The organism is Collinsella sp. CLA-ER-H11 (assembly GCF_040092445.1).
Taxonomy (GTDB): domain Bacteria; phylum Actinomycetota; class Coriobacteriia; order Coriobacteriales; family Coriobacteriaceae; genus Collinsella.
Genome location: NZ_JBBNLN010000007.1, coordinates 94,206 through 118,102 on the forward strand (window position 1 = coordinate 94,206; position 23,897 = coordinate 118,102).

20 protein-coding genes and 1 rRNA gene are annotated in these 23,897 nt (G+C 59.2%); 5 read left to right on the top strand and 16 right to left on the bottom strand.

The window, feature by feature from the left end; translation table 11 throughout:
* Positions 1 to 4: 4 nt before the first annotated feature.
* From AAAX35_RS06630 to AAAX35_RS06650, 5 genes are all read right to left on the bottom strand, one after another.
* A complete protein-coding gene (locus AAAX35_RS06630) occupies positions 5 to 943 on the bottom strand; it encodes a transketolase family protein (RefSeq protein WP_346978755.1) in 939 nt (312 codons plus the stop codon).
* On the bottom strand, positions 943 to 1,773 hold the full coding sequence (locus AAAX35_RS06635; protein WP_349117141.1) for a transketolase: 831 nt from the start codon (positions 1,771 to 1,773) through the stop codon (positions 943 to 945). Before AAAX35_RS06635 ends, AAAX35_RS06630 begins: the two co-directional genes overlap by 1 nt.
* Before the next feature lie 63 nt (positions 1,774 to 1,836).
* Positions 1,837 to 2,520, bottom strand: coding sequence for a fructose-6-phosphate aldolase (gene fsa, locus AAAX35_RS06640; RefSeq protein ID WP_349117142.1), 684 nt, complete (start codon positions 2,518 to 2,520; stop codon positions 1,837 to 1,839).
* Positions 2,521 to 2,644: 124 nt separating this feature from the next.
* On the bottom strand, positions 2,645 to 3,919 hold the full coding sequence (locus tag AAAX35_RS06645) for a class II D-tagatose-bisphosphate aldolase, non-catalytic subunit (protein ID WP_195192740.1): 1,275 nt from the start codon (positions 3,917 to 3,919) through the stop codon (positions 2,645 to 2,647).
* A 144-nt stretch (positions 3,920 to 4,063) separates the two neighbouring features.
* A complete protein-coding gene (locus tag AAAX35_RS06650; RefSeq protein WP_070097143.1) occupies positions 4,064 to 5,536 on the bottom strand; it encodes a fructose-specific PTS transporter subunit EIIC in 1,473 nt (490 codons plus the stop codon).
* Positions 5,537 to 5,951: 415 nt separating this feature from the next.
* Here AAAX35_RS06650 and AAAX35_RS06655 point away from each other — a divergent pair, with 415 nt between their 5' ends.
* The gene (locus tag AAAX35_RS06655; protein WP_040359542.1) at positions 5,952 to 6,962 is read left to right on the top strand and encodes a LacI family DNA-binding transcriptional regulator; all 1,011 of its coding nucleotides are present in this window, start codon (positions 5,952 to 5,954) and stop codon (positions 6,960 to 6,962) included.
* A gap of 119 nt (positions 6,963 to 7,081) precedes the next feature.
* Positions 7,082 to 8,065: a DNA/RNA non-specific endonuclease gene (locus AAAX35_RS06660; protein WP_349117143.1), complete on the top strand. Its 984-nt coding sequence runs from the start codon at positions 7,082 to 7,084 to the stop codon at positions 8,063 to 8,065.
* A gap of 129 nt (positions 8,066 to 8,194) precedes the next feature.
* On the opposite strand, the gene AAAX35_RS06665 is transcribed toward AAAX35_RS06660, so the two are convergent.
* From AAAX35_RS06665 to AAAX35_RS06680, 4 genes are all read right to left on the bottom strand, one after another.
* A complete protein-coding gene (locus AAAX35_RS06665) occupies positions 8,195 to 10,270 on the bottom strand; it encodes an elongation factor G (RefSeq protein ID WP_342996204.1) in 2,076 nt (691 codons plus the stop codon).
* 310 nt (positions 10,271 to 10,580) lie between these two features.
* Positions 10,581 to 11,345 carry an amino acid ABC transporter ATP-binding protein gene (locus AAAX35_RS06670; RefSeq protein WP_349117144.1) on the bottom strand — a complete coding sequence of 255 codons (765 nt, stop codon included), beginning with the start codon at positions 11,343 to 11,345 and terminating at the stop codon, positions 10,581 to 10,583.
* Positions 11,338 to 11,991, bottom strand: a complete 654-nt coding sequence (locus tag AAAX35_RS06675; RefSeq protein ID WP_117806870.1) for an amino acid ABC transporter permease — start codon at positions 11,989 to 11,991, stop codon at positions 11,338 to 11,340. Before AAAX35_RS06675 ends, AAAX35_RS06670 begins: the two co-directional genes overlap by 8 nt.
* Positions 11,991 to 12,851: a transporter substrate-binding domain-containing protein gene (locus AAAX35_RS06680; RefSeq protein ID WP_099432383.1), complete on the bottom strand. Its 861-nt coding sequence runs from the start codon at positions 12,849 to 12,851 to the stop codon at positions 11,991 to 11,993. Before AAAX35_RS06680 ends, AAAX35_RS06675 begins: the two co-directional genes overlap by 1 nt.
* A gap of 434 nt (positions 12,852 to 13,285) precedes the next feature.
* Between AAAX35_RS06680 and rlmD the strand changes: the two genes are divergently transcribed.
* A complete protein-coding gene (gene rlmD, locus AAAX35_RS06685) occupies positions 13,286 to 14,734 on the top strand; it encodes a 23S rRNA (uracil(1939)-C(5))-methyltransferase RlmD (RefSeq protein WP_349117145.1) in 1,449 nt (482 codons plus the stop codon).
* A 78-nt stretch (positions 14,735 to 14,812) separates the two neighbouring features.
* On the opposite strand, the gene AAAX35_RS06690 is transcribed toward rlmD, so the two are convergent.
* The 5 genes from AAAX35_RS06690 to tilS form a co-directional block, all read right to left on the bottom strand.
* Positions 14,813 to 15,634 carry a phosphatase gene (locus tag AAAX35_RS06690; RefSeq protein ID WP_349117146.1) on the bottom strand — a complete coding sequence of 274 codons (822 nt, stop codon included), beginning with the start codon at positions 15,632 to 15,634 and terminating at the stop codon, positions 14,813 to 14,815.
* Between the two features lie 165 nt (positions 15,635 to 15,799).
* Positions 15,800 to 16,984, bottom strand: coding sequence for a pyridoxal phosphate-dependent aminotransferase (locus AAAX35_RS06695; protein ID WP_349117147.1), 1,185 nt, complete (start codon positions 16,982 to 16,984; stop codon positions 15,800 to 15,802).
* A gap of 189 nt (positions 16,985 to 17,173) precedes the next feature.
* A complete protein-coding gene (gene ftsH / locus AAAX35_RS06700; RefSeq protein WP_349117148.1) occupies positions 17,174 to 19,246 on the bottom strand; it encodes an ATP-dependent zinc metalloprotease FtsH in 2,073 nt (690 codons plus the stop codon).
* Between the two features lie 61 nt (positions 19,247 to 19,307).
* Complete coding sequence (gene hpt, locus AAAX35_RS06705; RefSeq protein ID WP_022093938.1) at positions 19,308 to 19,856, bottom strand: hypoxanthine phosphoribosyltransferase; 549 nt, start codon at positions 19,854 to 19,856, stop codon at positions 19,308 to 19,310.
* Between the two features lie 147 nt (positions 19,857 to 20,003).
* Positions 20,004 to 21,542, bottom strand: a complete 1,539-nt coding sequence (tilS, locus tag AAAX35_RS06710; protein ID WP_349117149.1) for a tRNA lysidine(34) synthetase TilS — start codon at positions 21,540 to 21,542, stop codon at positions 20,004 to 20,006.
* Between the two features lie 48 nt (positions 21,543 to 21,590).
* On the opposite strand from tilS, the gene AAAX35_RS06715 reads away from it, so the two are divergent.
* Positions 21,591 to 22,400 carry an MBL fold metallo-hydrolase gene (locus AAAX35_RS06715; RefSeq protein ID WP_349117150.1) on the top strand — a complete coding sequence of 270 codons (810 nt, stop codon included), beginning with the start codon at positions 21,591 to 21,593 and terminating at the stop codon, positions 22,398 to 22,400.
* Positions 22,401 to 22,482: 82 nt separating this feature from the next.
* Here the strand turns inward: AAAX35_RS06715 and AAAX35_RS06720 are convergent, their stop codons facing one another.
* Entirely contained in the window at positions 22,483 to 22,914 is a 432-nt protein-coding gene (locus AAAX35_RS06720) for an Hsp20 family protein (RefSeq protein WP_055310182.1), read from the bottom strand.
* Between the two features lie 277 nt (positions 22,915 to 23,191).
* Here AAAX35_RS06720 and AAAX35_RS06725 point away from each other — a divergent pair, with 277 nt between their 5' ends.
* Entirely contained in the window at positions 23,192 to 23,659 is a 468-nt protein-coding gene (locus AAAX35_RS06725) for a hypothetical protein (RefSeq protein ID WP_152067536.1), read from the top strand.
* Between the two features lie 130 nt (positions 23,660 to 23,789).
* Here AAAX35_RS06725 and rrf read toward each other — a convergent pair.
* A 5S ribosomal RNA gene (rrf, locus tag AAAX35_RS06730) occupies positions 23,790 to 23,897 on the bottom strand; the annotation flags it as partial.

Here is a 23,897-nt window from a genome sequence, read left to right on the forward strand (position 1 = left end):
TTCCTTACAACACGGACCTAACCGCAGCTTCGATGCCGTCGGCGTCCAAACCGTACTTGTGCAGCAAATCGACCGCAGGGCCGGACTCGCCATACACATCGCGCACGCCGACGCGTCGCATCGGCACCGGATGCTGCTCCGCGAGCACCGAGGCCACGGCCTCGCCAAGACCACCGATAATCGAATGCTCCTCGGCAGTGACCACACGACCAGTCTTCTTGGCGCTGGCAACCACCAGGCGCTCATCAAGCGGCTTGATCGTGTGCATATTGATGACCTCGGCATCGATACCATCGGCAGCGAGCGCCTCGGCAGCCTCAAGCGCCTCAGCGACCATAAGGCCACAAGCGATGATGGTCACATCGGACCCCTCGCGCACGACCACGCCGCGACCAATCTTGAACTCATAGTCCTCGCAGTCGTTGATGACCGGTGTTGCCAGGCGTCCGAAACGCATGTAGACCGGCCCCTCAAACTCATAGGCGGCGCGCACGCATGCGCGAGCCTCGATGTCATCGGCGGGAACAATCACCGTCATACCCGGGATCGTGCGCATGAGCGCGATGTCCTCGCAGCACTGATGCGTGGCACCGTCTTCACCGACCGATATGCCCGCATGCGTGGCACCGATTTTGACGTTGAGGTGCGGATAGCCGATGGAATTACGCACTTGCTCGTACGCGCGGCCGGCAGCGAACATGGCAAAGGTGCTCGCAAAGGCGACGTGACCCGTGGTCGCAATGCCGGCGGCAAGCCCCATCAGGTTGCTCTCGGCAATGCCGGCGTCGTAGAAGCGCTCAGGGTGCGCAGCCTTAAACTTACCGGTCTGCGTGGCGGCGGCCAGGTCGGCATCGAGAACCACAAAGTCATCGCGCTCATTGCCCAGCTCGACAAGTGCCTCGCCATAGCTAACGCGCGTGGCGACTTTCTTGACGTCTGCCATTAGAGCTCCTCCCCTGCTGCCGCGAGCTCGGCCATGGCCTGCTCAAACTGTTCATCGTTGGGTGCCTTGCCGTGCCAGCCCACCTGGCTTTCCATAAAGGAGACGCCCTTGCCCTTCACCGTCTCGGCGATAATGGCCACGGGCGAGTCGCTCACTTTGCGGGCCTCGGCAAAGGCGGCGGCAATCTGCGCCATGTCGTTACCGTCGGCGAGCTCGATCACATGCCACTTAAAGGCGCGGAACTTGTCAGCGAGCGGCATGGCCGAGTTGACCTCATCGATCGTGCCGTCAATCTGCAAGCCGTTGTGGTCGACGACGGCAACAAGATTGTCGAGTGCATGGTTGCCGGCGAACATGGCCGCCTCCCACACCTGGCCTTCCTCGCACTCACCGTCGCCCAGCAACGTGTAGACACGGTAGCCGTCGCCCCAGTGCTTAGCGGCAAGCGCCATTCCAACTGCAGCAGAGATGCCCTGACCGAGCGATCCGGTGGACATATCGATGCCAGGGGCGTCGTTCATGTTGGGATGGCCCTGCAGTCGGCTGCCAATATGGCGGAGCGTCTCGAGCTCTTCGACGGGAAAATAGCCGCGATTTGCCAACACCGAATACAGGCCCGGCGCCGCGTGACCCTTGGAGAGCACAAAGCGATCGCGATCGGCCTTGTGAGGGTCGGCGGGATCGATATTCATTTCCTCAAAGTACAGATACGTCATGATGTCGGCAGCACCGAGCGATCCACCCGGGTGTCCCGACTTGGCCGCGTGAACCGCAGTCACGACACCCTTCCTGACCTCATTGGCGACCTTCGCCAGCTCCTGGTTGGTCATACGAATTCCTCTCTTGAGAACAACCCCGGCACCGGATGACGCGATGCCGGGGCAATCCACTCGTTAAGCCTGAGCGACGACCTTCTGCCAGTCGGCCTCGAACGAGGCAAGGCCCTGATCGGTCAGCGGATGGCGCAGGCACTTCTTAAGGGCTGCCATGGGCACGGTCGCGATATCGGCGCCAAGCAGCGCGGCCTGGGTTACGTGGTTGGGCGTACGAACCGAGGCGGTGATGATCTCGACGGTGTCGTCGACGTTCTTGCCCGTCCAGTCGTAGTTCTTAATGCAGGTCACGACGTTGTCGAGCTGCGAGATACCGTCCTCGGCGATGTCGTCGAAACGACCGACAAACGGGCTGATGTAGCGAGCACCGGCGTTGGCGGCCATAAGGGCCTGCGTCGGCGAGAAGACGAGCGTCATGTTGACGCGCACGCCAGCATCGGCCAGCGCACGGCAGGCGGCAAGGCCGGCCTCGCACACGGGAAGCTTGACCACGATGTTGGGGGCGAGGGCGGCAAGGCGCTTGCCCTCCTCGATCATACCCTCGGCAGTGGTAGCGGTAGACTCGGCGGACACGGGCAGGCCCTCGCAGAGCTCGGCAATCTTGAGCATATGCGGCTCAAAGTCGGCAAGCTTGCCGCCGGTCTTGGCGTACAGGGACGGGTTGGTGGTAACACCGGCCAGGCAGCCCCAGCTCTTGGCCTCGGCAATCTCGTCCAGATTGGCGGTATCGATAAAGAACTTCATGGTGAACCCCTTCAAAGGAAGCTAAAACTCAAAAGAATGGGACAAAGGGACTGCCCCTTTGTCCCATGTGCCGGGCCTGCAGCTGGGACATGCCCCAAGCCCGGCGTCGCGTAGGAAAAGCTACTTACTCGGCAAGAGCGGCCTCGATGCGGGTCGTAACGCCCTTGAGGTTAAGACCGACGACGTACTGCTTGATCGGGCGCTTGATGTGCTCGATGACAAAGCGCTTGCCGTCGATGTCCTGAGCGGCGAGGTTGCGGTAGAGCTTCTCGACCTGCTCCTTGACCTCAGGATCGTTGAACGCATAGTGACCGGAGACATCCAGGATCTTCAGGCTGAGCTCATCGTCGGCAAGAATGTCGTCGACCTGCAGGTTGACGTCGTCGCCAGTCATCCACTTGCGCCAGCGCTCGGTCTTGATAGCCTTGACCAGCAGGGTGTGATACAGGTCGGAGGGATCATCGCACAGACCGTTGTCGACCAGGATCTGCTCGGTGGCGCAGAGCTTGAGATAGGCGCGGGTCTCCTCGGTGCCATACTGCGGAGCAACGTTGGAGGCGGTCACGTGTGCCGGGATGTGCTCGAGCAGCGTCGCGTCGTCCAGATAGTCGGCGTTGTGCTCCTTCAGGCCCACGCCGTAGCGCTTAGCCATGTCGGCGAGCTCGCGGGCATTCTTGAAGTTGTAATGGCCGACCTGCTCGGTCCAACGGGTGAGCGTACCGGTCTGGCCGACGATAAAGGTGGGCATGGGGCAGCCGCGCTTCTCGAGCTCGGGCTGCAGCTGAGAAATGAACTCCTCGTACTTATCGGTAGAGGTCAAGCCGCCATTGGTCTCCTCGGTACCGACCTCATAGGCAACCTCGGGCAGGTTATGCTCGCGACGGTACTGCTCAAGGTAGTCGATAAGATCAATCGTGCGGCGAAGCACCACGTCGAGCGGAATAACCTTGCCGATCTGATAGGGGTCCTTGGTGGGGTCGACCATCAGCAGGTCAAAGCCCGCCTCCATGTCGGCGACGAAGGACTTGCGGGCGAGCTCCATGGCCTCGTCCTCGGGCAGGTGGGCGTTACGCTCCTCGTCGCGCTGCCACGGACCGCCGTGATCGCGGCACAGGTAGTACGGACCGGTGTAACCCACCTCGTCGGCAACCTTCTTGATGTCGGCGGCAAAGCGCGTCTGGTCCCAACCGTTGACGTAGCCGGCGCCCATCTCGTCCATATCGACCTGGTTGCGGCTGGCGATAAACATGGGCGGGAAATCCTCGTCCTTGGCAAGCTCGAACACGGCCTGAATCAGGTTGGGGCTCATGGGGCCAATGCCGACCATGGTTGCGTGATCGCCGCTATCCTGCAGCTTGAGCATGCCCTGAACGGCCTGACGGATGGTGAGGTTGGACATTTTGTTCTCCTTCTCCAGAGGATTTTTGACAAAAGTTCCCTGGGACCCAGATGTGGGCCCTATCAGTACGGATGGATTTTGTTGTGTAGGGGCGGTTGTGCGGAGTCAAATCCATCCCTCCGCACAACCGGAGTCCTTAAAGGTTTACTTGGCCTGCTTGTCGAGCGTGGGCTTCATGGCAATCAGGATTGCAGCGGCGACCACGGAGCCAATCACGATGTCCAGGCAGAACAGCGCGACGTTGTTGGTGGCAAGGGCGACGATAAAGCCACCGTGCGGGACGTAGCAGTCGATACCCTGGAAGGCGGCAAGCGCCGCGCCCACGGCAGAGCCGATGCAAATGCCGGGAAGGGTGTGACCGAGGTCCTTGACCGCGAAGGGGATAGCGCCCTCGGTAATACCGATGCAGCCCATGAACAGCGCGGAGATGCCCATCTGACGGTCAGCGTCATCAAACTTGTTCTTGGCGATGAGCGCAGCGAGGCCACAGGCAATCGGGGGAACGGCAACGGCGACGCGGAACATACCATTAGGACCGTAGATGCCGGAGGCCATGATGGCCATGGTGAAGGTCGAGGCGGTCTTGTTGATGGGACCACCCATATCGAAGGCGGTCATAACGCCAATGACCAGACCCAGGACAACTGCGGAACCGCCCTGCAGGCTGCCGAGCACGCCGGTGAGCCAGTCCATCACAAAGCCAAGCGGCGTGGCCAGGATGTAGATATAGGCCATGCCCAGGACAAGCGAGGTCAGAATCGGGATAATCAGGATGGGCATGATGGTCTGGATGGTGTTGTTGACCTTCCAGGTCTTCATCCAGCGGACAAAGTAGCCGCAGATAACTGCCATGATCATGGCGCCCAAGAAGCCGGTCGAAACGCTGTTGCCGTTAGGGGTAACGACTGCGTTGTTGACCAGGTAGCCCAGGACAAAACCGGGGGCGAGCGCGGGCTTGCCGGCCATCGAGTAGGAGATGTAAGCCGCAAGCACCGGGATCATCATGGAGATGCCGGCCATGCCGATGGTGTTAAGGCTCACCATCAGCGGATTCGTAACCTCCATGCCGTTGGCGCCGGCGGTACCGGATGCCAACGAGAAGGCGAGGAACACGCCACCGATAACGACAATGGGGATAAAATAGGAAACGCCGGTATTGAATGCATTGAGCAGCGTCTTGCCAGGATCGGCAAAGATAGACTGCTTGGACGCCGGTGTCGGGGCCTGCGGGGCAGCGGAGACGGCCTTCTTCTCTGCCTTGGCCTCGGCCTTGGGCGCGTCAACGGCGCCACCCGTCGCCTTGATAATCTCAACAGCCTGGTCGATGATCTTGACCGGATCGGCGATCACATCGGAAGTACCGACCTTGAGGAACTTGCCCTCGGCCATCTTCTGCTCAAAACGGTCCTCGTTCTCGACACCCACGTCGACGGACTCCAAGACCAGGTCGGCGGAGTCCACGTCTTCCTGCGTGAGCTCATTCTCGATACCCAGGCCACCCTGAGCCTCGACCTTGCACTCGATGCCACGGGCGGCGCATTCATCCTGAATCGCCTTCTGGGCCATATACGTGTGGGCGATACCCACGGTACAGGCGGCAACGCCTACGATCTTCATTGCTTCCCTCTTTTCATAGAGTTGCGTGCGCAAGACACCGTTTGCGGAGGCCTCCGGAGCATCCCCTGCCGTTTGGACTTGCTGTCTTTTCGACAAGAACAATATAGGTGCTCGTTTTTCTTAATGCCAGCTTATTTCGGTAAACGCGCAGGTCAGAGCGTTGGTTATGCGATTTAGTTATGCGTTTAACCAAAAATGAATCCTGCGATTTTGCCCTCGATTTCAAAAGTCAAGAAGTATTTGATTTTCTCGGTAGACGGCAGATGCGCATGCCGGTCACAAATTTCGACCCCACCCGTATGCCGCATTTGTTGCATACTCATATGAAAGGAAAAAGCCGCTCACCGAAGCGTATCCTTCACCAAGACTCAAAGTCATCATGTTGGAAAATGCTCATCTGTCGGAAGGAGTCGCTGTGGCAAAACAGCGCGTTACGATCGCAGACGTCGCTCGAGAGGCGGGAACCTCGACGGCAAGCGTCTCGTATTACCTCAACGACAAACGAGAAAAGCTTAGCGAGAAGACGCAGAACAAAATCGCGCGCGTCATTAAGGAACTCGGATACGTTCCCAACGCCCAAGCGCAGACGCTCACCGGCAAGCAAACCCACGTCATTGCCATCATCATTTTGGATAACACCAACAAATGGGCGGGGCTCGTTCTCAATGGCATGGAGCAGGTCATGCTCCCCGCGGGCTACCAGACGGTCGTTTGCACGAGCAACTTTAACCCCGAGACCGAGCTCATGTACGTCGACAAGATGCTCTCGCTGGGCGTCGATGGCTTTATCATCCAGCCCACGGCAAACTTCAAAGCCGTGCATGACCGCATTAGACGCGCCGGCAAGCCGGTCGTCTTTTTCGATGCAGCCATCTATAGCCCAGGTACCAGCTGGATCAAAACCAACCTTTACGACGGCGTGTACAACGCCACACAGGCACTCCTCGACGCCGGCTACGAAGATTTCTTTTCCATTGCCGCCAACATGACCGAAATGCGCACCCGCATGGAGCGTTTTCAGGGGTATGCCGAGGCGCTGGCAGCGAACGGGCAGCTCTACAAAGCGATTCCCATCGATCACAACAAGCCGTCAATCAACGAGCTCACCGAATACTTTAAATTCAAGTTCAATCCCGCCAAGCGAACCCTTATCTTCGTGCAAAATCAGTGGGCACTTCCCCGTGTCTACAAGGCCCTCCAGCCAATGGCCCATCTGCTTCCGCAGCAAATCGGCCTTTTGGGACTCAACTGCGAAGACTGGACTAATCTCACCACACCGACCGTCTCCACCATCATCGAGCCCGTCGACCAAGAAGGTCGCGAAGCAGCCGAGATGCTGCTCGCCCTACTTGACGGAAGCAGCGAACCCGGCGAGCAGCGCATTCTCGAGTGCAAGCTCAACTGGCTCGACTCCACCTCGATCTAGACCGCGGGACAAATGAATCAGTAGCGTTTGTCTCAAATCTTAAGTATTTGTTCGACAGAACGGCCCTTGCCGGCTCCTGCTAGACTGGTAGATTCCCAACCGTCCCTCCAGGAGCCTCAATGTCGCGCAAGCCCGCCTACAAGCAAATACTTTCCATTGGCACCGCCGTGGTGCTGGGGTTTGCGCTGTTTACGGGATCGCTTGACGGGGCGCCCAAGCTGCTGTCGCCGCAAAGCGATGAGCAGGCGGCGGCTCTGGCCGAAAAACAAAACGAGAGCCCCAGCCGCACCGACGACGAGGCAGACCTGGTTGCCCGGCTCGAATCGGGAACGGCGAGCTCCCCGGACCCTCAAAACGGCCAGGACTCTGGCGATGGCTCCGATTCCGCCGCGACCGACACCGATGACGACGTTTCCGCGGACAGTGCCGCCACCCCCATCGACGAGGTCGAAAACCCCGACCTCAACCGCGCCCGCGGTGTTTATCTCAGCAGCATTCCCGACTACGCCGGCAACCCCTACGTTGCCCTTCGCGCCGACAGCACGCACCCGCTCGGCACGCCATCATTCACGCTCGATGAATACGAGCGCGCTACAGAAGAGGGCTGCTTTAAGAAGTTCTCCAAGCTCGACAGCCTGGGCCGCACCCGCAAAGCACTCGCCTGCGTGGGCCCCGAATCACTCGGTCAAGGCGAGCGCGGCGATATCTCGCGTATCCATCCTGCCGGTTGGCACCAGCAGCGCTACGACTTTATTCCGGGCCAGAGCCTCTACAACCGCTGCCACCTTATCGCCTGGTCGCTCTGCGGCGAAAACGCCAACCGCAAAAATCTCCTCACCGGCACGCGCTATCTCAACGAAACGGGCATGCTGCCGTTTGAGGAGCAGATTCTCGGCTACATCCGCGACACGGGCAACCATGTGCTCTACCGCGTCACGCCCATGTATAACGAAGAGGAACTTGTCTGCCGTGGCGTGCGCCTTGAGGCGCAATCGGTCGAGGACCACGGCAAGACCCTCTGCTTCCACGTGTACTGCTACAACCTGCAGCCGCATGTGCAGATCGACTACGCCACCGGCCGCAACCAGACCTCGGGAGTTTAGGGCCGACCAAGCTGCCCGTAACCCAAAAAATGATCCGTTTTCCTCCGTCCCCAAGGAATCAAAAAGGGCCGCCCCGGTTACCCAGGGTGGCCTTTTCGTCAGCACCTACATTGCAGGCAAAATCACACGCTACTTGGCGCGACCCTCCTCATAGCGCTCGACCAGCTTGGCCTGAACGTCATAAGGCACCTGCTCGTAGCCAGCGGGCTTCATGGTAAAGTCGCCCGTGCCGCGCGTGATAGAGCGTAGGCGCGTCGAATAATCCGTCAGTTCTGCCAGCGGCGCCTGGGCAATGACCACGGTATCGCCGCGCTCATCGGTCTCCATGCCCGTCACGCGACCGCGCGAGGCCGAGATGTCGCCCATCACGGCGCCGGCGTAGCTCTCGGGGATAGTCACCGTAATTTCCTCGATGGGCTCCAGCACCACTGGGTCGGCATCGGCACATGCCTTGCGCAGGCCGATGCGAGCCGCCGCGCGAAACGCCATCTCGTTGGAGTCGACGCTGTGATACGAGCCGTCGTACACAGCCACGCGAATGCCCGTGAGCGGGTAGCCGGCAATGATGCCGTCCTTCATGGTCTCCTGGACGCCCTTGTCCACGGCGGGAATCAGCGAGCGCGGAATGCGGCCGCCTACGACCTCATCCACAAACTCGTAGCCGTCGCTCGTGCCGTCGGGCCCAATAAGCGGCTCCACGCGCAGCCAGCAGTCGCCGTACTGACCGGCACCACCGGTCTGCTTCTTGTGGCGGCCCTGGGCGCTCGCCGTGCGGCGGATGGTCTCGCGATACGGAATGCGAATCGGCACGCTCTTGGCCACGACCTTGGTACGGTCCTCCAAACGGTTGAGCAGCACCGAAACCTGCGCCTCACCCACGGCGGAGATAATGGTCTGGCCGGTCTCCTCGTCGCGGTCGATGCTCATAGTCGGATCGGCCTTGCAGGCCTTCTCGATAAACGTGTAGAGCTTCTCTTCGTCCCCGCGATTCTCGGCCTCGATGGCAATGCGGTACTGCGAGTTGGGGAACTTAAACGCCGCAGCCTCGACCTTGCCGGTAATCGAGAGCGTATCGCCCGTCTCGGCCGCCAGCTTGGGTGCCACGATAATGTCGCCGGCATAGGCGTGACCGACCTCGGTCATGTCGCGGCCGCACATCACATACAGGTGAGCCAGACGGTCGCCCTTGCGCGTGCGCGCGTTGACCAGCTCAAGGCCCGGCTCAAGCGTACCCGTCAGCACCTTAATAAAGCTGATGCGACCCTGCTGCGGATCGGCCAGGGTCTTAAACACAAACGCCACCGGACGATCATCGTCGCTCGAAATCTTGAGCGAATCGCCGTCGATAAGCGGCATCTCGCCGTAGTCGGTCGGCGCCGGGAAGTATGTGGCGATGTCGTCCATCAGCGAGTTGACGCCCTGCTCCTTAATGCAATCGCCCGCAAAGACTGGCACAAAGATGCGCTCGGCGATCGCCTTCGACAGCAGGCCTTCAAGCTCCTCCTGCGTCAGCGTCTCCTCGCCTTCCAAGTACTTCATCATCAGTTCGTCGTCAGCCTCGGCCACCAGCTCGCACAGATGGTCATGGGCTTCCTCGGCCTGGGCACGATACTCCTCGGGAATCTCCGACTCAACGGCTTCGGTGCCGTTGCAATGGCGCGCCTTCATGCGCACCAGGTCGATGATGCCGTCAAAGTCCTCGCCCTCGCCCCAGGGAAGGGTCACGGCGCCCAGGCGCGTGCCAAAGCGCTCTTGCAGCAGGTCCATCGTGGTCGCAAAGCTGGCCTCGGAGCGCGACAGGCGGTTTACGAACACCGCACGCGCCAGGCGCAGGTCCTCGGCGGCATACCAGAGCTTAACCGTCGTAGGCTGCGGGCCGGCCTCGGCGTCGACAACAAACAGAGCCGTCTCGCAGACGCTCATCGCGGCAAAGGCGTCGCCGATAAAATCGGGGTAGCACGGGGCATCGAGCACATTGATGCGCGCGCCCTTCCAGTCGATAGGCGCAATGGTCGTCGAGATGGAGAATGAACGCTTGACCTCTTCGGGGTCATAGTCGAGCGTGGGCTTGGTGCCGTCGTGGCCGCCCAGGCGGGCGGTCTTGCCGGAAAGGTGGAGCATGGCCTCGGCGAGTGAAGTCTTGCCCACCCCGCCTTGGCCTACGAGCACCACGTTCCTTACGTTACCGGTCTTGGGAGCACCCATGATGACCTCCTTGCAGGGCCGCGCGCAATGCGCGACGCCAACGGGGAGAGTTCGCGGTCGGTGCCATCCCGGGAGCAGCATGGTCGGCAACCGAGCCGACTCACCCTCCAAATGTCCTATGCCACCACCCTACCCTCACGGGCGGCCGTCCATGCATACCTTTCGGCGCACGTATGAATACAGGCGGCGAGAGGAAGAGACAAGCTTGTGAGGCGATTATTGAACCCCGTCGATGCAAACAAAAAGCCGCCACAGACCGTAAGACCTGCGACGGCTTCGCCTCAATTAATAGTTGAGTAAATACCTGAGCCTATCCCTCGATACGGCTCAAGAACTCACGGGTGCGCTGCTCACGCGGATGGTCGATGACCTGCTCGGCAGGACCCTCCTCGACAATGCGGCCGCCATCCATAAAGACCACGCGGTCGGCAACATCGCGCGCAAACTGCATCGCGTGGGTCACGATCACCATCGTCATATTCTGCGCGGCAAGGTCTTTAATGACATGCAGCACCTCGGCCGTCAGCTCGGGATCGAGTGCCGAGGTTGGCTCGTCAAAGAACAGGATCTCCGGGTCGAGCGCTAGGGCGCGGGCAATACTCACGCGCTGCTGCTGACCGCCCGAAAGCTCACAAGGAACCTTGTTCTCGTTGCCCGTAAGCCCCATCTGCGCGATCAACTCGCATGCACGTGCCTCTGCCTGCTCGCGCGGACGCTTGAGCACGCGAATCGGAGCATCGGTGATGTTTTTCATCACGGTATAGTGCGGGAACAGATTGTAGTTCTGAAACACCAGACCAAACCGCGAGCGCGCCTGTTTAGGAACATCGCCCTTTGCGTACACCGCGCCCGAACCCGCATCCGTCGCGACGGCAAGGTCGCCAAACGAGAGCGATCCACCGTCGAGCGTCTCGAGCAGCGTGGCGCAGCGCAGCAGCGTGGACTTACCGCCACCCGAAGGCCCGATAATCGCCACGACCTCGCCGCGCTTCACCTCAAGCGAGATATCCTTGAGCACCTCATTGCCGCCAAACGCCTTACGCGCGTTTTCGATTTTCATCACTGAGTTAGTCATGATAATAGTCCAGCTTCTTTTCGGCGGCGCCCAGCAGCATCTCGACGACGAAGTTAAAGACCCAGTAGATTAGCGCCGCGATCGCAAACGGCACCATGCTCACCTGCGAGGCGACCAGCGCCTTGGCCGTCGAGAACATCTCACCCACGCCAATGGCAAACGCCAGCGACGTGTCCTTGACCAGCGTGATGATCTCGTTGCCCATCGCAGGCAGAATACGCTTGGCGACCTGCGGCATCACGATATACAGAAACGTCTGCATGCGCGAGTAGCCCAGCACCTCGGCAGCCTCGTATTGACCGCGAGGAATGGACTGCAGGCCCGAGCGATAGATCTCGGCAAAGTAACCGGCGTAGTTGATGATGAACGCCACAACGCACGCCGTCCACTTGGAATCGGGCGTGAGCGAAATGCCGAACACGTAATACGGGGCAAAGTAAATGGCAAACATCTGCAGCATGAGCGGCGTGCCGCGCATGACCGAGATATAGATGCGCGCAATCCAGCGGAGCGGCGCAATTTTGCTCATGCGCATAAACGCCACGGGGATTCCCAGCGGAATCGATCCCAACAGCGTCAGCACAAACAACTGCAAACTGACCAAGAAACCCTGGCCAAGCATCTGCATCATGACCTGAATAGACATTACTTGAGCACCCAATTATCGAAAGATAGACCATAGCTTGAATACTTGTCGCACAGGTCCTTAACCGTGCCGTCCTCGTAGAGCGCCTTGAGCGACTCGGTCACGGCGTCGGCCGACTTGGTGTCGCCCTTCTTAAAGCCGACGGCGTAGTGCTCGCTGGACAGCGGCTCATCAAGCTGCGTGTAAGCATCGGGCTTGGCGGCAAGCTGATACTGGGCAATCGAAAGGTCGCAAGCCACGGCATCGACCGCGCCGCTCTCGAGCTGCATAAAGGCCGTGTTGTACTCGCCGATCGTGTCGAGCGTGGCAAACGTCGCCGCCAGATCCTTCTGGTCACCCTCGAGCACATCCTGCGCAGCGGAATCGGTCTGGGTAATCACGGTCTTGCCGGCAAGATCGTCCCAGCTCTTGATACCCGCATCCTTCTTGACCACCAGCACCTGCTCGTTGAGCATGTACGGCTCGGAGAACGTGTAGTCGTCCTCGCGACCCTCCATGGTAAAGCCGTTCCAGATGCAGTTGATGGCGCCGGAGTTGAGCAGCGTGTCCTTGGCATCCCAATCGATGGCCTCGTATTTGACCTCCCAGCCCTGCTTATCGGCAACAGCCTTGGCCAGATCGAGATCAAAGCCGGTGTACTCGCCATCGTCGCCCACAAAGCCGTACGGAGGATAGGACTTATCAAAGCCCACCACGAGCTTCTTGGACTCCGCAGCGCCCTTCACATCCTTGGCCGCGGCAGAGCCAGCAGCGGAGCCCTTGCCGGCACCACCGCCGCAACCGACAAGACCAAGGCCAAGCACCGTGGCAAGCGAGCCGGCTAGACCAACAAACTGACGACGAGACATATCGGTGTTCATGGTATTCCCCCTTGATGGCACTTTAGTTAGGTAAAGTGAGTCATGTAACGTCCAGAATCATACACTTTAGTGAGATGGAGTACAAGGGAGGGTTTGCCCGGCGTGGGCGGGGAGCGGCGCGTAATTAAGTTTCCTGCTCTACAGTCCTGCGCAAGACGGAAAGCACGCATGGAGCACTAGGTTGGAGCACCCGGCTGAGTGGCGCCCGGCGCGGAGTTTAATTTGCTGCTCTACAGTCCTGCTCACGACGGAGGCCACATTAAGTGGCCTCCTGTTCGTGCGGAACTCGCGACAAATTAAACTCCGCGCCGGGCGCCACTCAGCCGGGAGACAACGTGCTCGAAACCTTAAATAGCCTCCTCTCCAAACGGGCACGTTGAATGCACGGTACAATTGCTTCGGACTTTTCTTTTATTTAATAGTGGGGTTAATTCATGGCAGAATCTCGTGCGGAGCGTAAGGCTCGTCGTGCTTTGATCGAGGCGGCTGAGGGGTCAGAGGAGAAAAAATCTTCTAAGAAATCCAAGTCGTCTCAGGACGCGAAGGGTAAGTCGGCCAAGGGCAAGGCTAAGGCCAAGCGTCCCGGCTCTCGTCGGAACGAAGATAAGGCATCTCAGACTCGCTCCAAGCGCTTGCATAAAGATCTGGCTTCGTCTGCGCGTAAGGCTGTGGACCCCAAGTCTCCTTGTTCCATCATGAAAGCTTGCGGTGGGTGTACGGCGCTCAATCGTCCTTATAAGAAGCAGCTCGCCGCCAAGCAGGCTGCTATGGAGGAGCTTTTTGCTTCGCTTTGTGAGCGTGAGGGCATTGCTGTAGATCCTATTCGTGGCATGGGTGTCACCCTGGGCGACCCGGGCAAATATCCTGCGCCGCGCGGTTTTCGCCATAAGGCCGCCACTCCCTTTGCTCCCGGTAAGGAGGGCGCTGTCCGTTGCGGTTTCTTTGAGCGCGGCACGCACAAGATCGTTGCCGTACCCGAATGCCCCGTCGAGGCACCGGGCGCCCGACAAATTCTTAACGGCATCGCGCGTGAAGCTGAGCGCCTGCACATTCCCGCCTTTAACGAGGACAAGCATCTGGGCTTGCTCCGCTATGCCGTCGTCCGCTGCGGTTGGCGTACCGACCAGGTCATGGTCACGCTCGTGACCGCTCAGCGCGACTTGCCGCATGCGCAGGAGTTCTTTGAGGCTGTCGCCGCACTCGATCCGCGCATCGTCACCGTCGCCCAAAACATCAACGGACGTCCCGGCAACGCCATCCTCGGCGAGGAAACCCGCATCGTGTATGGCGCCGAATGCATGCGCGACCAGCTGCTCGGCTGCGAATTCGACATCTCCCCCACCGCGTTTTATCAGACCAACCCGCAACAGACCGAGCTGCTCTATCAGCTCGCTATCGACGGCATGGATTTGCACCAGGGCGATGTGCTCATGGATGCCTACTGTGGCAGCGGTACCATAGGTCTTTGCGCAGCTAAAGATGCCCAGAACAAGGGTATCGGCATTATGCTGCTCGGCGTGGAGCGCAACCCGGCGGGCATTGCCGACGCACGTCGCAATGCCGAGCTCAACGGCCTCACCCGCAGCGCTTGGTTTATGGCCGACGACGCCACCGATTACATCCTGGATGCCGTCGATAACAACGAGCGGGTCGATGTCCTTTCCATCGATCCGCCGCGCGCCGGCTCTACCCCCGAGTTCCTCGAAGCTGCCTGCGCGCTTAAGCCGCACCGCATCACCTATATCAGCTGCAACCCCGTAACTCAAGAGCGCGACCTGCATCAGCTCCTCGACGAAGGCTATCGCCTGCTCAAGATCACGCCCGTAGACATGTTCCCTCACACCGACCACACCGAAACCGTAGCGGTCCTCGAACGCCGCTAACCAACCTCAGTAGATTTTTGGCACAAGAAAGGGGGCGACCCGCCTGGGCCGCCCCCTTCGCTTGGTTTATAAACTCCGCTACATCCCATTGCGCAGATCGCACACGCCGGCTGCCGCCATCTCGCGCAGCAGCGTCTCGCGGTCGCGCGTCACGATCAAATCCAGCGGGAAGTGAATCTCGTCGAGCATCTTGCGCGCGTGATCGAGCTTGCCAATGGCCATGCCAATGTGGGCATCGGTTGACACGCCAATGCCCACGCCCAGCTCGGCGCAGCGCTCGGCGATCTTGCGGCATACGGCCCAATGCTCAGTGTCAACACCGTGTTCAAGACTATGGTTGTTGATCTCGATAATCTTGTGCTTGGCCTTAGCTGCCAACAGCACCTCGTCGATATCGAACGGCACGCCCGAACGCCCCGTGTGACCCAGCATGAACACCTTGGGGTGCTCCAGGGCATTGATATACATCTCGGTCGTCTGGGCCAGCGTCGCGCCTTCAGCAATCTGCGGATTATGCACGCTCGCAACCAAATAATCCAAATTTCGCGTAACCAAATCGAACAACGAATGCTGACGGCTGTACGAATCGCCGGCAATATCGAGCGTGACAGGAGTGTCCTCGCCAAACAGGCTTCCGTCCAGCGAAACGATATCGGCCTCGGCACCACGCAGCACCAGCACGCCGCTCCAAATGCGCGGCCAGATATCCTGGTTGATAAAGAACTGGTAACTGCGCAGGTCATTGGGGCAAGCCGTAACCATAGAGCTCAAATGGTCGGCAGATCCGAGCACCTGCAGACCACGCTCTGCCGCCCAGTACACATTCTCCTCAATGGTCGAATATGCATGCGCAGAGAACATCGTATGGGTATGAATGTCACAAGAAAGCAGGTAGGGCATCAGGTCTCCTTATCTGGCACGGCCGTCGCTTATATTCATTGTACGCATAGCCTTCGATAGTCGTAAAACCACTCCATCCCAAAGACACAACGTCCATGACAACGGGGTCCGGCTTAACACCAAACCCCGTTTCACGTAAAACATTGTAGGCAGAGCGCTTTACTTTTAACGATACTCGTCCGTCAACTGTTTCCAAGCGGGTAGCGAATTGACAATCGTTTCGTAGCTCACGCAATAGCCCAGGCGGAACCAACCCGGCATACCAAAGCTGTCCGAGGGAACCGCAAGCAACTCATACTTCTTTGCGCGCTCGCAAAACGCATTCGCATCGGGCTCGAGTGCCTTCACCCACAGGTAGAAAGCACCGTCCGGCTCAACATAGGTATAGCCGTAGTCCGTCAAAGCATCGGTGAGCGCCGTGCGGTTGCGGGCATAGGCCCCGACATCACTCGGCTCATCGATGCAATCGATGATCACGCGCTGGAAGAGTGCCGGTGCGCATACAAAACCCAGCGTACGGGCAGCGCCCGCAACAGCCGGCATCAGACGGGCAGCCTGCGGATTGGTGTTGGGAACCAAGATCCACCCCACGCGCTCACCCGGCAGCGACAGCGACTTGGAATACGAGTAGCACACGATGGTGTGCTCGTAGATCGAGGGCACCCAAGGCACCTCGGCACCGTACACGATCTCGCGGTACGGCTCATCCGAGATGAGCATAATCGGATTCTCGGGATCGCGCTGAGCGTTGGCCTCGCGCAGAACATTGGCCAGTCGCGTCAGCGTGTTGCGTGTATATACGGCACCAGTCGGATTGTTGGGCGAGTCGATGATGACGGCAGTCGTCTTATCGGTAATCGCCTTGAGCACGTTGTCCACGCTCAGCTGGAACGTATCTTCATCGGCGAGCGCCTCAACACACGTACAGCCGGCCTTCTCAATCCAAACGCGATACTCCGGAAAGTACGGGGCGATAACAATAACCTCGTCGCCCGGGTTCGTAACGGCGTTGAGCGTGCAGGTGAGCGAAGCCGCGGCACCCACCGTCATAAAGACGTCCTTACCCTCATAGTTCGTTCCAAAGCGGCGGTTGAGCGATTCGGCGACGGCTGCTCGACATTGCGGCAGGCCCGGAGCGGGGGTGTAGCCGTGCAACTGGTCACTCGGCAGCTCCAGGGCCTTCTTAATGGACTCCGCCACAGCAGCGGGTGCCGGAACGCTCGGATTGCCCAGCGAAAAATCAAATACGTTTTCCGCACCGATCTGCGCCTTGCGCTCAAGGCCATAGCTAAAAATCTCACGGATGATGGAGCTTTCCGCACCGCGAGCATACATAGTTTCGTTGATCATCTGTTCCCCTTTCGCATAGGCGCTATTGTACGCTTTAGCCGAGCAAAGTGCCGCAGCAATGTTGATTGGGGACAGACTTAAATGCGTGAAAACGCTCATTTTAGTCTGTCCCCAATCAACAGACGGCCCCATATCGCTCAAAAGAAAAAGCCTCCGCAGGTTTCCCCGCGGAGGCTTTCGCCACAAAGACTATTTGTCGGTGTCGGCACCGGCATTGACGGCACGGTCATCGGCGGCATCATCGGATGCGACTTCGGCATCCTCCTGCATGGCCGCCTGCGCAAATGCGGCGGCATCGGCCGCAAGCTCCTCCTCGCTCATGCGAGGCGCACGCTTCTTGGTCGGCATGCCGGCAGCCTTGGCGTTGCGCTCCTCCTTGGCCGCCAGGATATCGTCCTCGCGCTCAAGGTAGGCGTCCCACTCGTTATCGAGCAGGGCGTTCACGGCGTCGCCCTCGACGGTCTCGCGCTCGAGCAGCACCTTCGCCATCAGATCGAGCTGATCGCGACGGGCATCCAGGATCTCGGCCGCACGACGATGGGCCTCGCGCATGATGCGCTGAACCTCGATATCAATGCGACGCGCCGTCTCCTCGGAGTAATCCTGATGATCGGCATAATCGCGGCCCAGGAACACCTGATGCTGCGCCTCGCCAAAGACCTGCGTGCCCAGCTCCTCGCTCATGCCCAGACGTGTGACCATCTCGCGCGCCATCTTGGTCGCGCGCTCCAGATCGTTGCTCGCGCCCGACGTGATGTCGTCGCACATGAGCTCCTCGGCAACGCGACCGCCCAAGAACACGGCGAGCTCGTCGAGCATCTCGTTCTTGGTCTTGAGGAAGTGGTCCTCCTGCGGAAGCTGCAGCGTGTAGCCCAGGGCCTGACCGCGGCTGACGATCGAGATCTTGTGGACCGGATCGGAGTGCTCCAGGATATGGCCCACCAAAGCGTGACCGCTCTCGTGGTAGGCAATCGTGGTGCGCTCGGCCTCGGTCATCACGCGACCCTTGCGCTGCGGTCCGGCAATCACGCGCTCCATCGATTCCTCGACCTCGTCCATCGAGATCACGGAACGATGGCGGCGGGCAGCCAACAGTGCAGACTCATTGAGCAAGTTCGCCAGGTCGGCGCCGGTAAAGCCAACGGTCATCTGGGCGAGCTTCTCAAACTTCACGTCCTCGTCCATCGGCTTGTTCTCGGCATGCACGCGCAAGATCTGCTCGCGGCCCTTCACGTCCGGACGGTCGACCGTAACCTGACGGTCAAAACGGCCGGGACGCAGCAGCGCCGGATCCAGAATGTCAGGGCGGTTGGTCGCAGCGATCAGGATGACCGACTCGCTCTCCTCAAAACCGTCCATCTCGACCAGCAGCTGGTTGAGCGTCTGCTCGCGCTCGTCGTGACCGCCGCCCAAGCCGGCTCCGCGCTGACGTCCCACGGCGTCGATCTCATCGATGAAGATGATCGACGGGGCCTGAGACTTGGCCTCCTTAAAGAGGTCGCGCACGCGGCTGGCGCCGACGCCCACGAACATCTCCACAAAGTCAGAGCCCGAGATGCTAAAGAACGGCACGCCCGCCTCGCCGGCAACGGCCTTGGCCAGCAGCGTTTTACCGGTGCCCGGAGGGCCAACCAGCAACACGCCACGCGGGATCTTGGCGCCCAGCTTGCGATAGCGATCCGGATCGCTCAAAAAGTCACGGATCTCCTCGAGCTCCTCGACTGCCTCGTCCACGCCGGCAACGTCTTCAAACTTGACCTTGGGGCGCGTGGCCTCGTTGGTCTTGGCGTTGGTCTTGCCAAACTGCATGTTCCTGTTGTTGGCGCCCATCATCTGGCGCATAAAGTAGAACATGATGGCGATAAGGGCGATCGTCGGAAGCACACTCATCGCCAAGTCGCCCCAAAAATCGGGATCGTTGGTGTTGACGATGTACTTGGTATCGGGGTGCTCCGCCATAAGCTCGGCAAGCGAATCGGAGCCGACATAGGTCGAGGAGAAGCTCTTGAGCTCGCTCGTATCGCCCTTGTCCTTCTTCGTCTTCCAGTAATGACCCGTCACGCTTCCGTCTTGAACCGTATAGGTCAGATCTTCGACGCGATCCTGCTTGATGGCGCCCACCATCTCGCTCGTCGCGAGCTTAACGGTATTGCTGGAATTGGCAAAGCCGGAGCCCATGTTAAAGAAGGCGTAGCCCAGAAGCGCGCAAGCCAAAATAAAATACAGCCAGCCCGTACGCGTGGGCTTCTTGCCTCCGGGCATCCCCGGGATTTTAGGCTCCCGGGGAGTCTGGGAATTGTTGTCGTTACGGTCGTCGGGCATCTTACGAATAAACCTCCGGTTTCAAAATGCCCAGATACGGAAGGTTGCGATAGCGCTCGGCATAGTCGAGGCCGTAGCCCACCACAAAGGCATCGGGGCAATGGGTTCCAACATACTTGGGCGTGATGGCCGAGACGCGGTCCTCAACGTCCTTCCACAGGAAGGCGGCGACCTCCAGAGAAGCGGGCTTGCGGCTCTCGAGGTTCTTCATCAGATACTTGAGCGTCAGGCCCGAGTCCAGAATGTCCTCGACGATCAGCACGTCGCGACCGCGGATGTCGATATCCAGGTCCTTAATGATACGCACGATACCCGAGGACTTCACACCGTCGCCGTAGCTCGAAACAGCCATGAAATCGATGTTGGTCGGCAGCTCGATCTTACGCATCAGGTCGCCCATAAAGACCACGGCGCCGCGCAGGACCGCAATCAGCACCAGATCCTTACCCGCGTAGTCGCGCGTAATCTCCTCGCCCAGGCGAGAGACGATACCGTCGATATCCTCCTGCGTGAACAGAACCTTCTCGATATCCGGATGTTGAGAAGCCATGACAACCCTTTCTTGTGCTTATCGCCCACACACCGCCGTATGGACGCGAACTACACATTCTAGCAGCGCACGGGGTAAATTTACCAGCCCGTGCGCCATCAGCGCGGGAATACCGTCAACGTCGCACAGAATAGCAGGCGTGGGACGCTATTCCGCATCGACCACGCGGAGCAGATATGCCACGCGCGTTGCGGCCGTGCACTTAAAACGCTCGTCCGCGCGAACTCCGGCGACCCACACCACGGCACCCCCCGGCGCCGTCCTCACCACGGGCACGCCGGCGCGCTCGGAAACGGGAATGCGAGCCTCGCCTAGCAAGTCGGATACCTTCTTGCTTCGGCCACTCATTCCTAACGGGCACATCACGTCTCCCGGTGCGGGACCGTCCACCCACAGGCGCGCCAATCGCGCCTCTGCAGGGATCTCGCCACGTGAGCCCGCCAGGATCCGCTCACTATCGCTGTCGGCAAAACCCAGGGCAGCCGCGTCTACCAAAGCTGTCACTTCCCCGGCAGCCGCAAGCTCACGGGCGCGGCGCACGATATCGCATCCCGGCTCAACGGCCATCGGCTCTGCGACCAGCATGCGCCCCCCGCCCAACGGCAAACGACCGGGTACGGTAACCCAGTCCGCGACCAGGCCCTCGCGAGCCGCCGGCGCCTTAAACGCCAGCATGCCAAACTCAATGCGTGCGTCAATCCCCGCCGAAAGCGTGACCGAGCCGGCGCCCTCGGCAACGCAGGAAAGGACTCGCTCCACATGTCGCATCTCTGGACGAGCGTCCGGATCGATGCGCTTAATCGCCAGTCGCACGATGCGCCGCGCGATTACCACCTCGGCCGCAGCAAGGCGCCTGGCATCGAGCACCAGCGCGCCCGCCGCCTCCTTACGCAGGCAGCTTCGAAACGCCTGTGCCGAAAGCTGAGACAAAAACGCGTCCTCATCGCCTAAGATCTCACAGGCGGCGCCAATCGTCTTGCAGACGCTCGCGTTGCGCTGCGCCACCACCGGCATCACTCGATGGCGCACGTAGTTTCGCAGATACGAGATATCCTCATTGCTCTCGTCTTCACGCCACGGCTGACCATGTACCTGTAGATAGCCCACGAGCTCGCCATGAGTTAGGTCGAGCAAGGGACGCACCACGATATTCCTCCGGCGAGGAATGCTCGATAGACCAGCGGGCCCCGAACCCTTAATCGCGTTCATCAAAAACGTTTCCGCGCGATCCGAAGACGTGTGCGCGGTGCAGATACGAGCCGCCGTTCGCGGCGCCCCCGTCTGGGCGCAGAGTTCGCGAACATACCTCCGCGCCGCGGCATAGCGCACCTCGCGGGCCGCGGCCTCAATATTGCCCGACTCCCCATCAAAATAAGCGTGCTCCACACACAGCGGTAAACCATATTGCGCGCAGAGCTCACGCACAAAGGCCTCGTCGCCATCGGACGCCTTGCCGCGCAGATGATGGTTTACATGCAGCACATGCAGGCGCTCGCGAGCAATGGGGGCAACACCGCGTCCGTCTTGGATATCCAGCTTTGATGTGCACGCCATAAGAAGCAGTGCCGTCGAGTCCGCGCCGCCTGATACCATGAGCACGACAGGAGCAGCCTGCTGCCTCGTTCGGGTCTCATCGGCTGCCCCGGGCACGGCATGGTGTCCGTAATGCTGTGATACCGTTGGCATTCGCTTCCTCCTCTATTCGTCCGCACCCATTGTATCCTTTGGAATCTTATGTCTCGTCTGCACCTTCATATCCTCGGCAGTGGCTCTAAAGGCAACTGCGCACTCATCGAGGGCCCGCAGGGGCTCATTATGGTCGATGACGGACTGTCTCGCCGCGAGACATTAAAGCGCATGGCAGAACTGAGGCTCTCGGCAGACAACGTCTCGGCTCTTCTCATTACTCATGAGCATAGCGATCACATCAAGGGCCTCGATGTCTGGTGCAAGCACTGGCACGGCCCCCTCTTTGCCAGCAGGGGCACTCTTTCGAACAAAGAAAATCTTTCGCATCTGCCTGTCGAGGAATTCGATCCCGGCGACGCCCTATCCATTGCCGGCATCCACGTGCAAACCTACTCAACATCACACGATGTCATCAATCCAGTCGGTTATCGATTCGACACCCTCGATGATTCCATCGGCTTTGCCACCGACACCGGAGAGCTATCGAGCCAAGCCATGAACACCCTCGAAGATTGTCGAGTCCTCGCGCTCGAAAGCAACCACGATGTGACCATGCTGCGCGAGGGAGAATATCCCCGCTTTCTTCAGGAGCGCATCCTGTCTGCAAGGGGACACCTCTCCAACGACCAAGCCGCCGAAGCCGCGCGCGAACTTGTTACCGATCGCACCGAACAGCTCATTGCCATGCACATCAGCCAAGACAACAATCGTCCGAGCCTTACCGTCAAAAGCTATGCCAAAGCTCTGGCCGCAACCCTGGATGACGAGCTCGGCAGCTCCGCCACCCTTCTCCAAGGATCGCGAAAACTCTCGATACGCCCTGCGAGTCAGTATCAACCGGCAACCATTCAATAGACTGTCCTAGACAGCAAAAGGGGCCGAGAATCGCTTCCCAGCCCCTTTTGTTGTCTTTTAATAGCGAAGAACACCAACGAAGTTATTCGATGGAGATCTTCGTAACGTTCTTCTTCTCGACGATCTTGGGAACCGTAACGGTCAGGATGCCGTCAGCGTACTTAGCCGAGAGGCCCTCGCTCGAAGCGTCCTTAAGATACACGCCACGCGTCGCGCTGTACGAGCTGAACTCCTTCTGCAGGAAGTTCTTGCCCTCGTTCTCCTCGTCTTCCTCGACATTCACGCTAATGGACAGACGGCCCTCGTTAAGCTCGACATCGATATCGTCCTTGGCGACGCCGGTCAGATAAGCCTTGACCTCATAGCCATCGCCCTTATCCTCAACGTCAACGGGGAACGCCTTAGAGGCAATCGAGCTGTTCGCTAGGTCGCTCATATCATCAAACAGATCGAACAGCGAGCTTGCAGAGGGACGAACGCCAAAAACCGAACGATAAGGAACCATGCTTGCCATGTTTACCACTCCTTTATAGGACTGCCGAGTCATCTTCCAGGTGACTGGGACTTCTTTTGACGCTCTTATATATGCCCACCCAGTGCTCATATATACATCGACTATAAAGTTTTTTGAGTCCAGTACTATAAGCATATCTAAGTGCGTATGACTCAGGTTTTAGGAAGGTTAAGGTTCTTTGAACCAGAGCTTAAATACCGAGTATGTCCCCAGCTACAAATAACAAGGGGCTTACAATGAGCGCGTACACGTTGTTGGTAACGAGCTAAAGGGCATCATGGACGACCAAAACCAGAACAATATGTTTATGCCGACGCAGGGGGAAGATACTTCCACGCAGCCGCCACGGTTCCATCGCCCCCACATCTCGCAAGAGCCCATTAATGATCCGGAGCCCGAGTATGTGACGAGAAATCGATATCAAACGCTCGAGGATGCCCAAACGGGACGTAAACATATGGGCGTCGCCTCGGGAGACCCCGTATATCTGAAAGACGCACCATTATCTAAAAACAGCGCAGCTAGTGATGAGCCGATGAAAGCATCCGCCACTCATCAACAAAGAGGTCCTCGACCAAAGCAAACCTTGACGAATTCGGCTCGCTATCTCGAAACGCCAAAACAAGGAAAATCGATCTTCGTTTCGTCAAGTAAACGACGCAAGCAGCATCGACTGACAATCCTGCTTTTGATCATTGTGGCCATAGCAGTTGCCCTTGTTATTCGATTTATCTTCTTTAAATAAAGGCTCAATACCAAAAACGATAAGATCGTCTGGTGTAATTGAGTCATTTACGCCCCATAAACGCAAAAAAGGGGGAGGCCGCGAGGCCTCCCCCTTCTCAGTTCAAGCGTACGGCTCGGTGCCGTCCACCGGTCAGCGGCGCCCTGGCCTCCCACGGGCTGACCCCGCAGTACTCTCGGCGCGATGGGGCTTAGCTTCCGGGTTCGGAACGGGACCGGGCGTGCCCCCCATGCTCTGG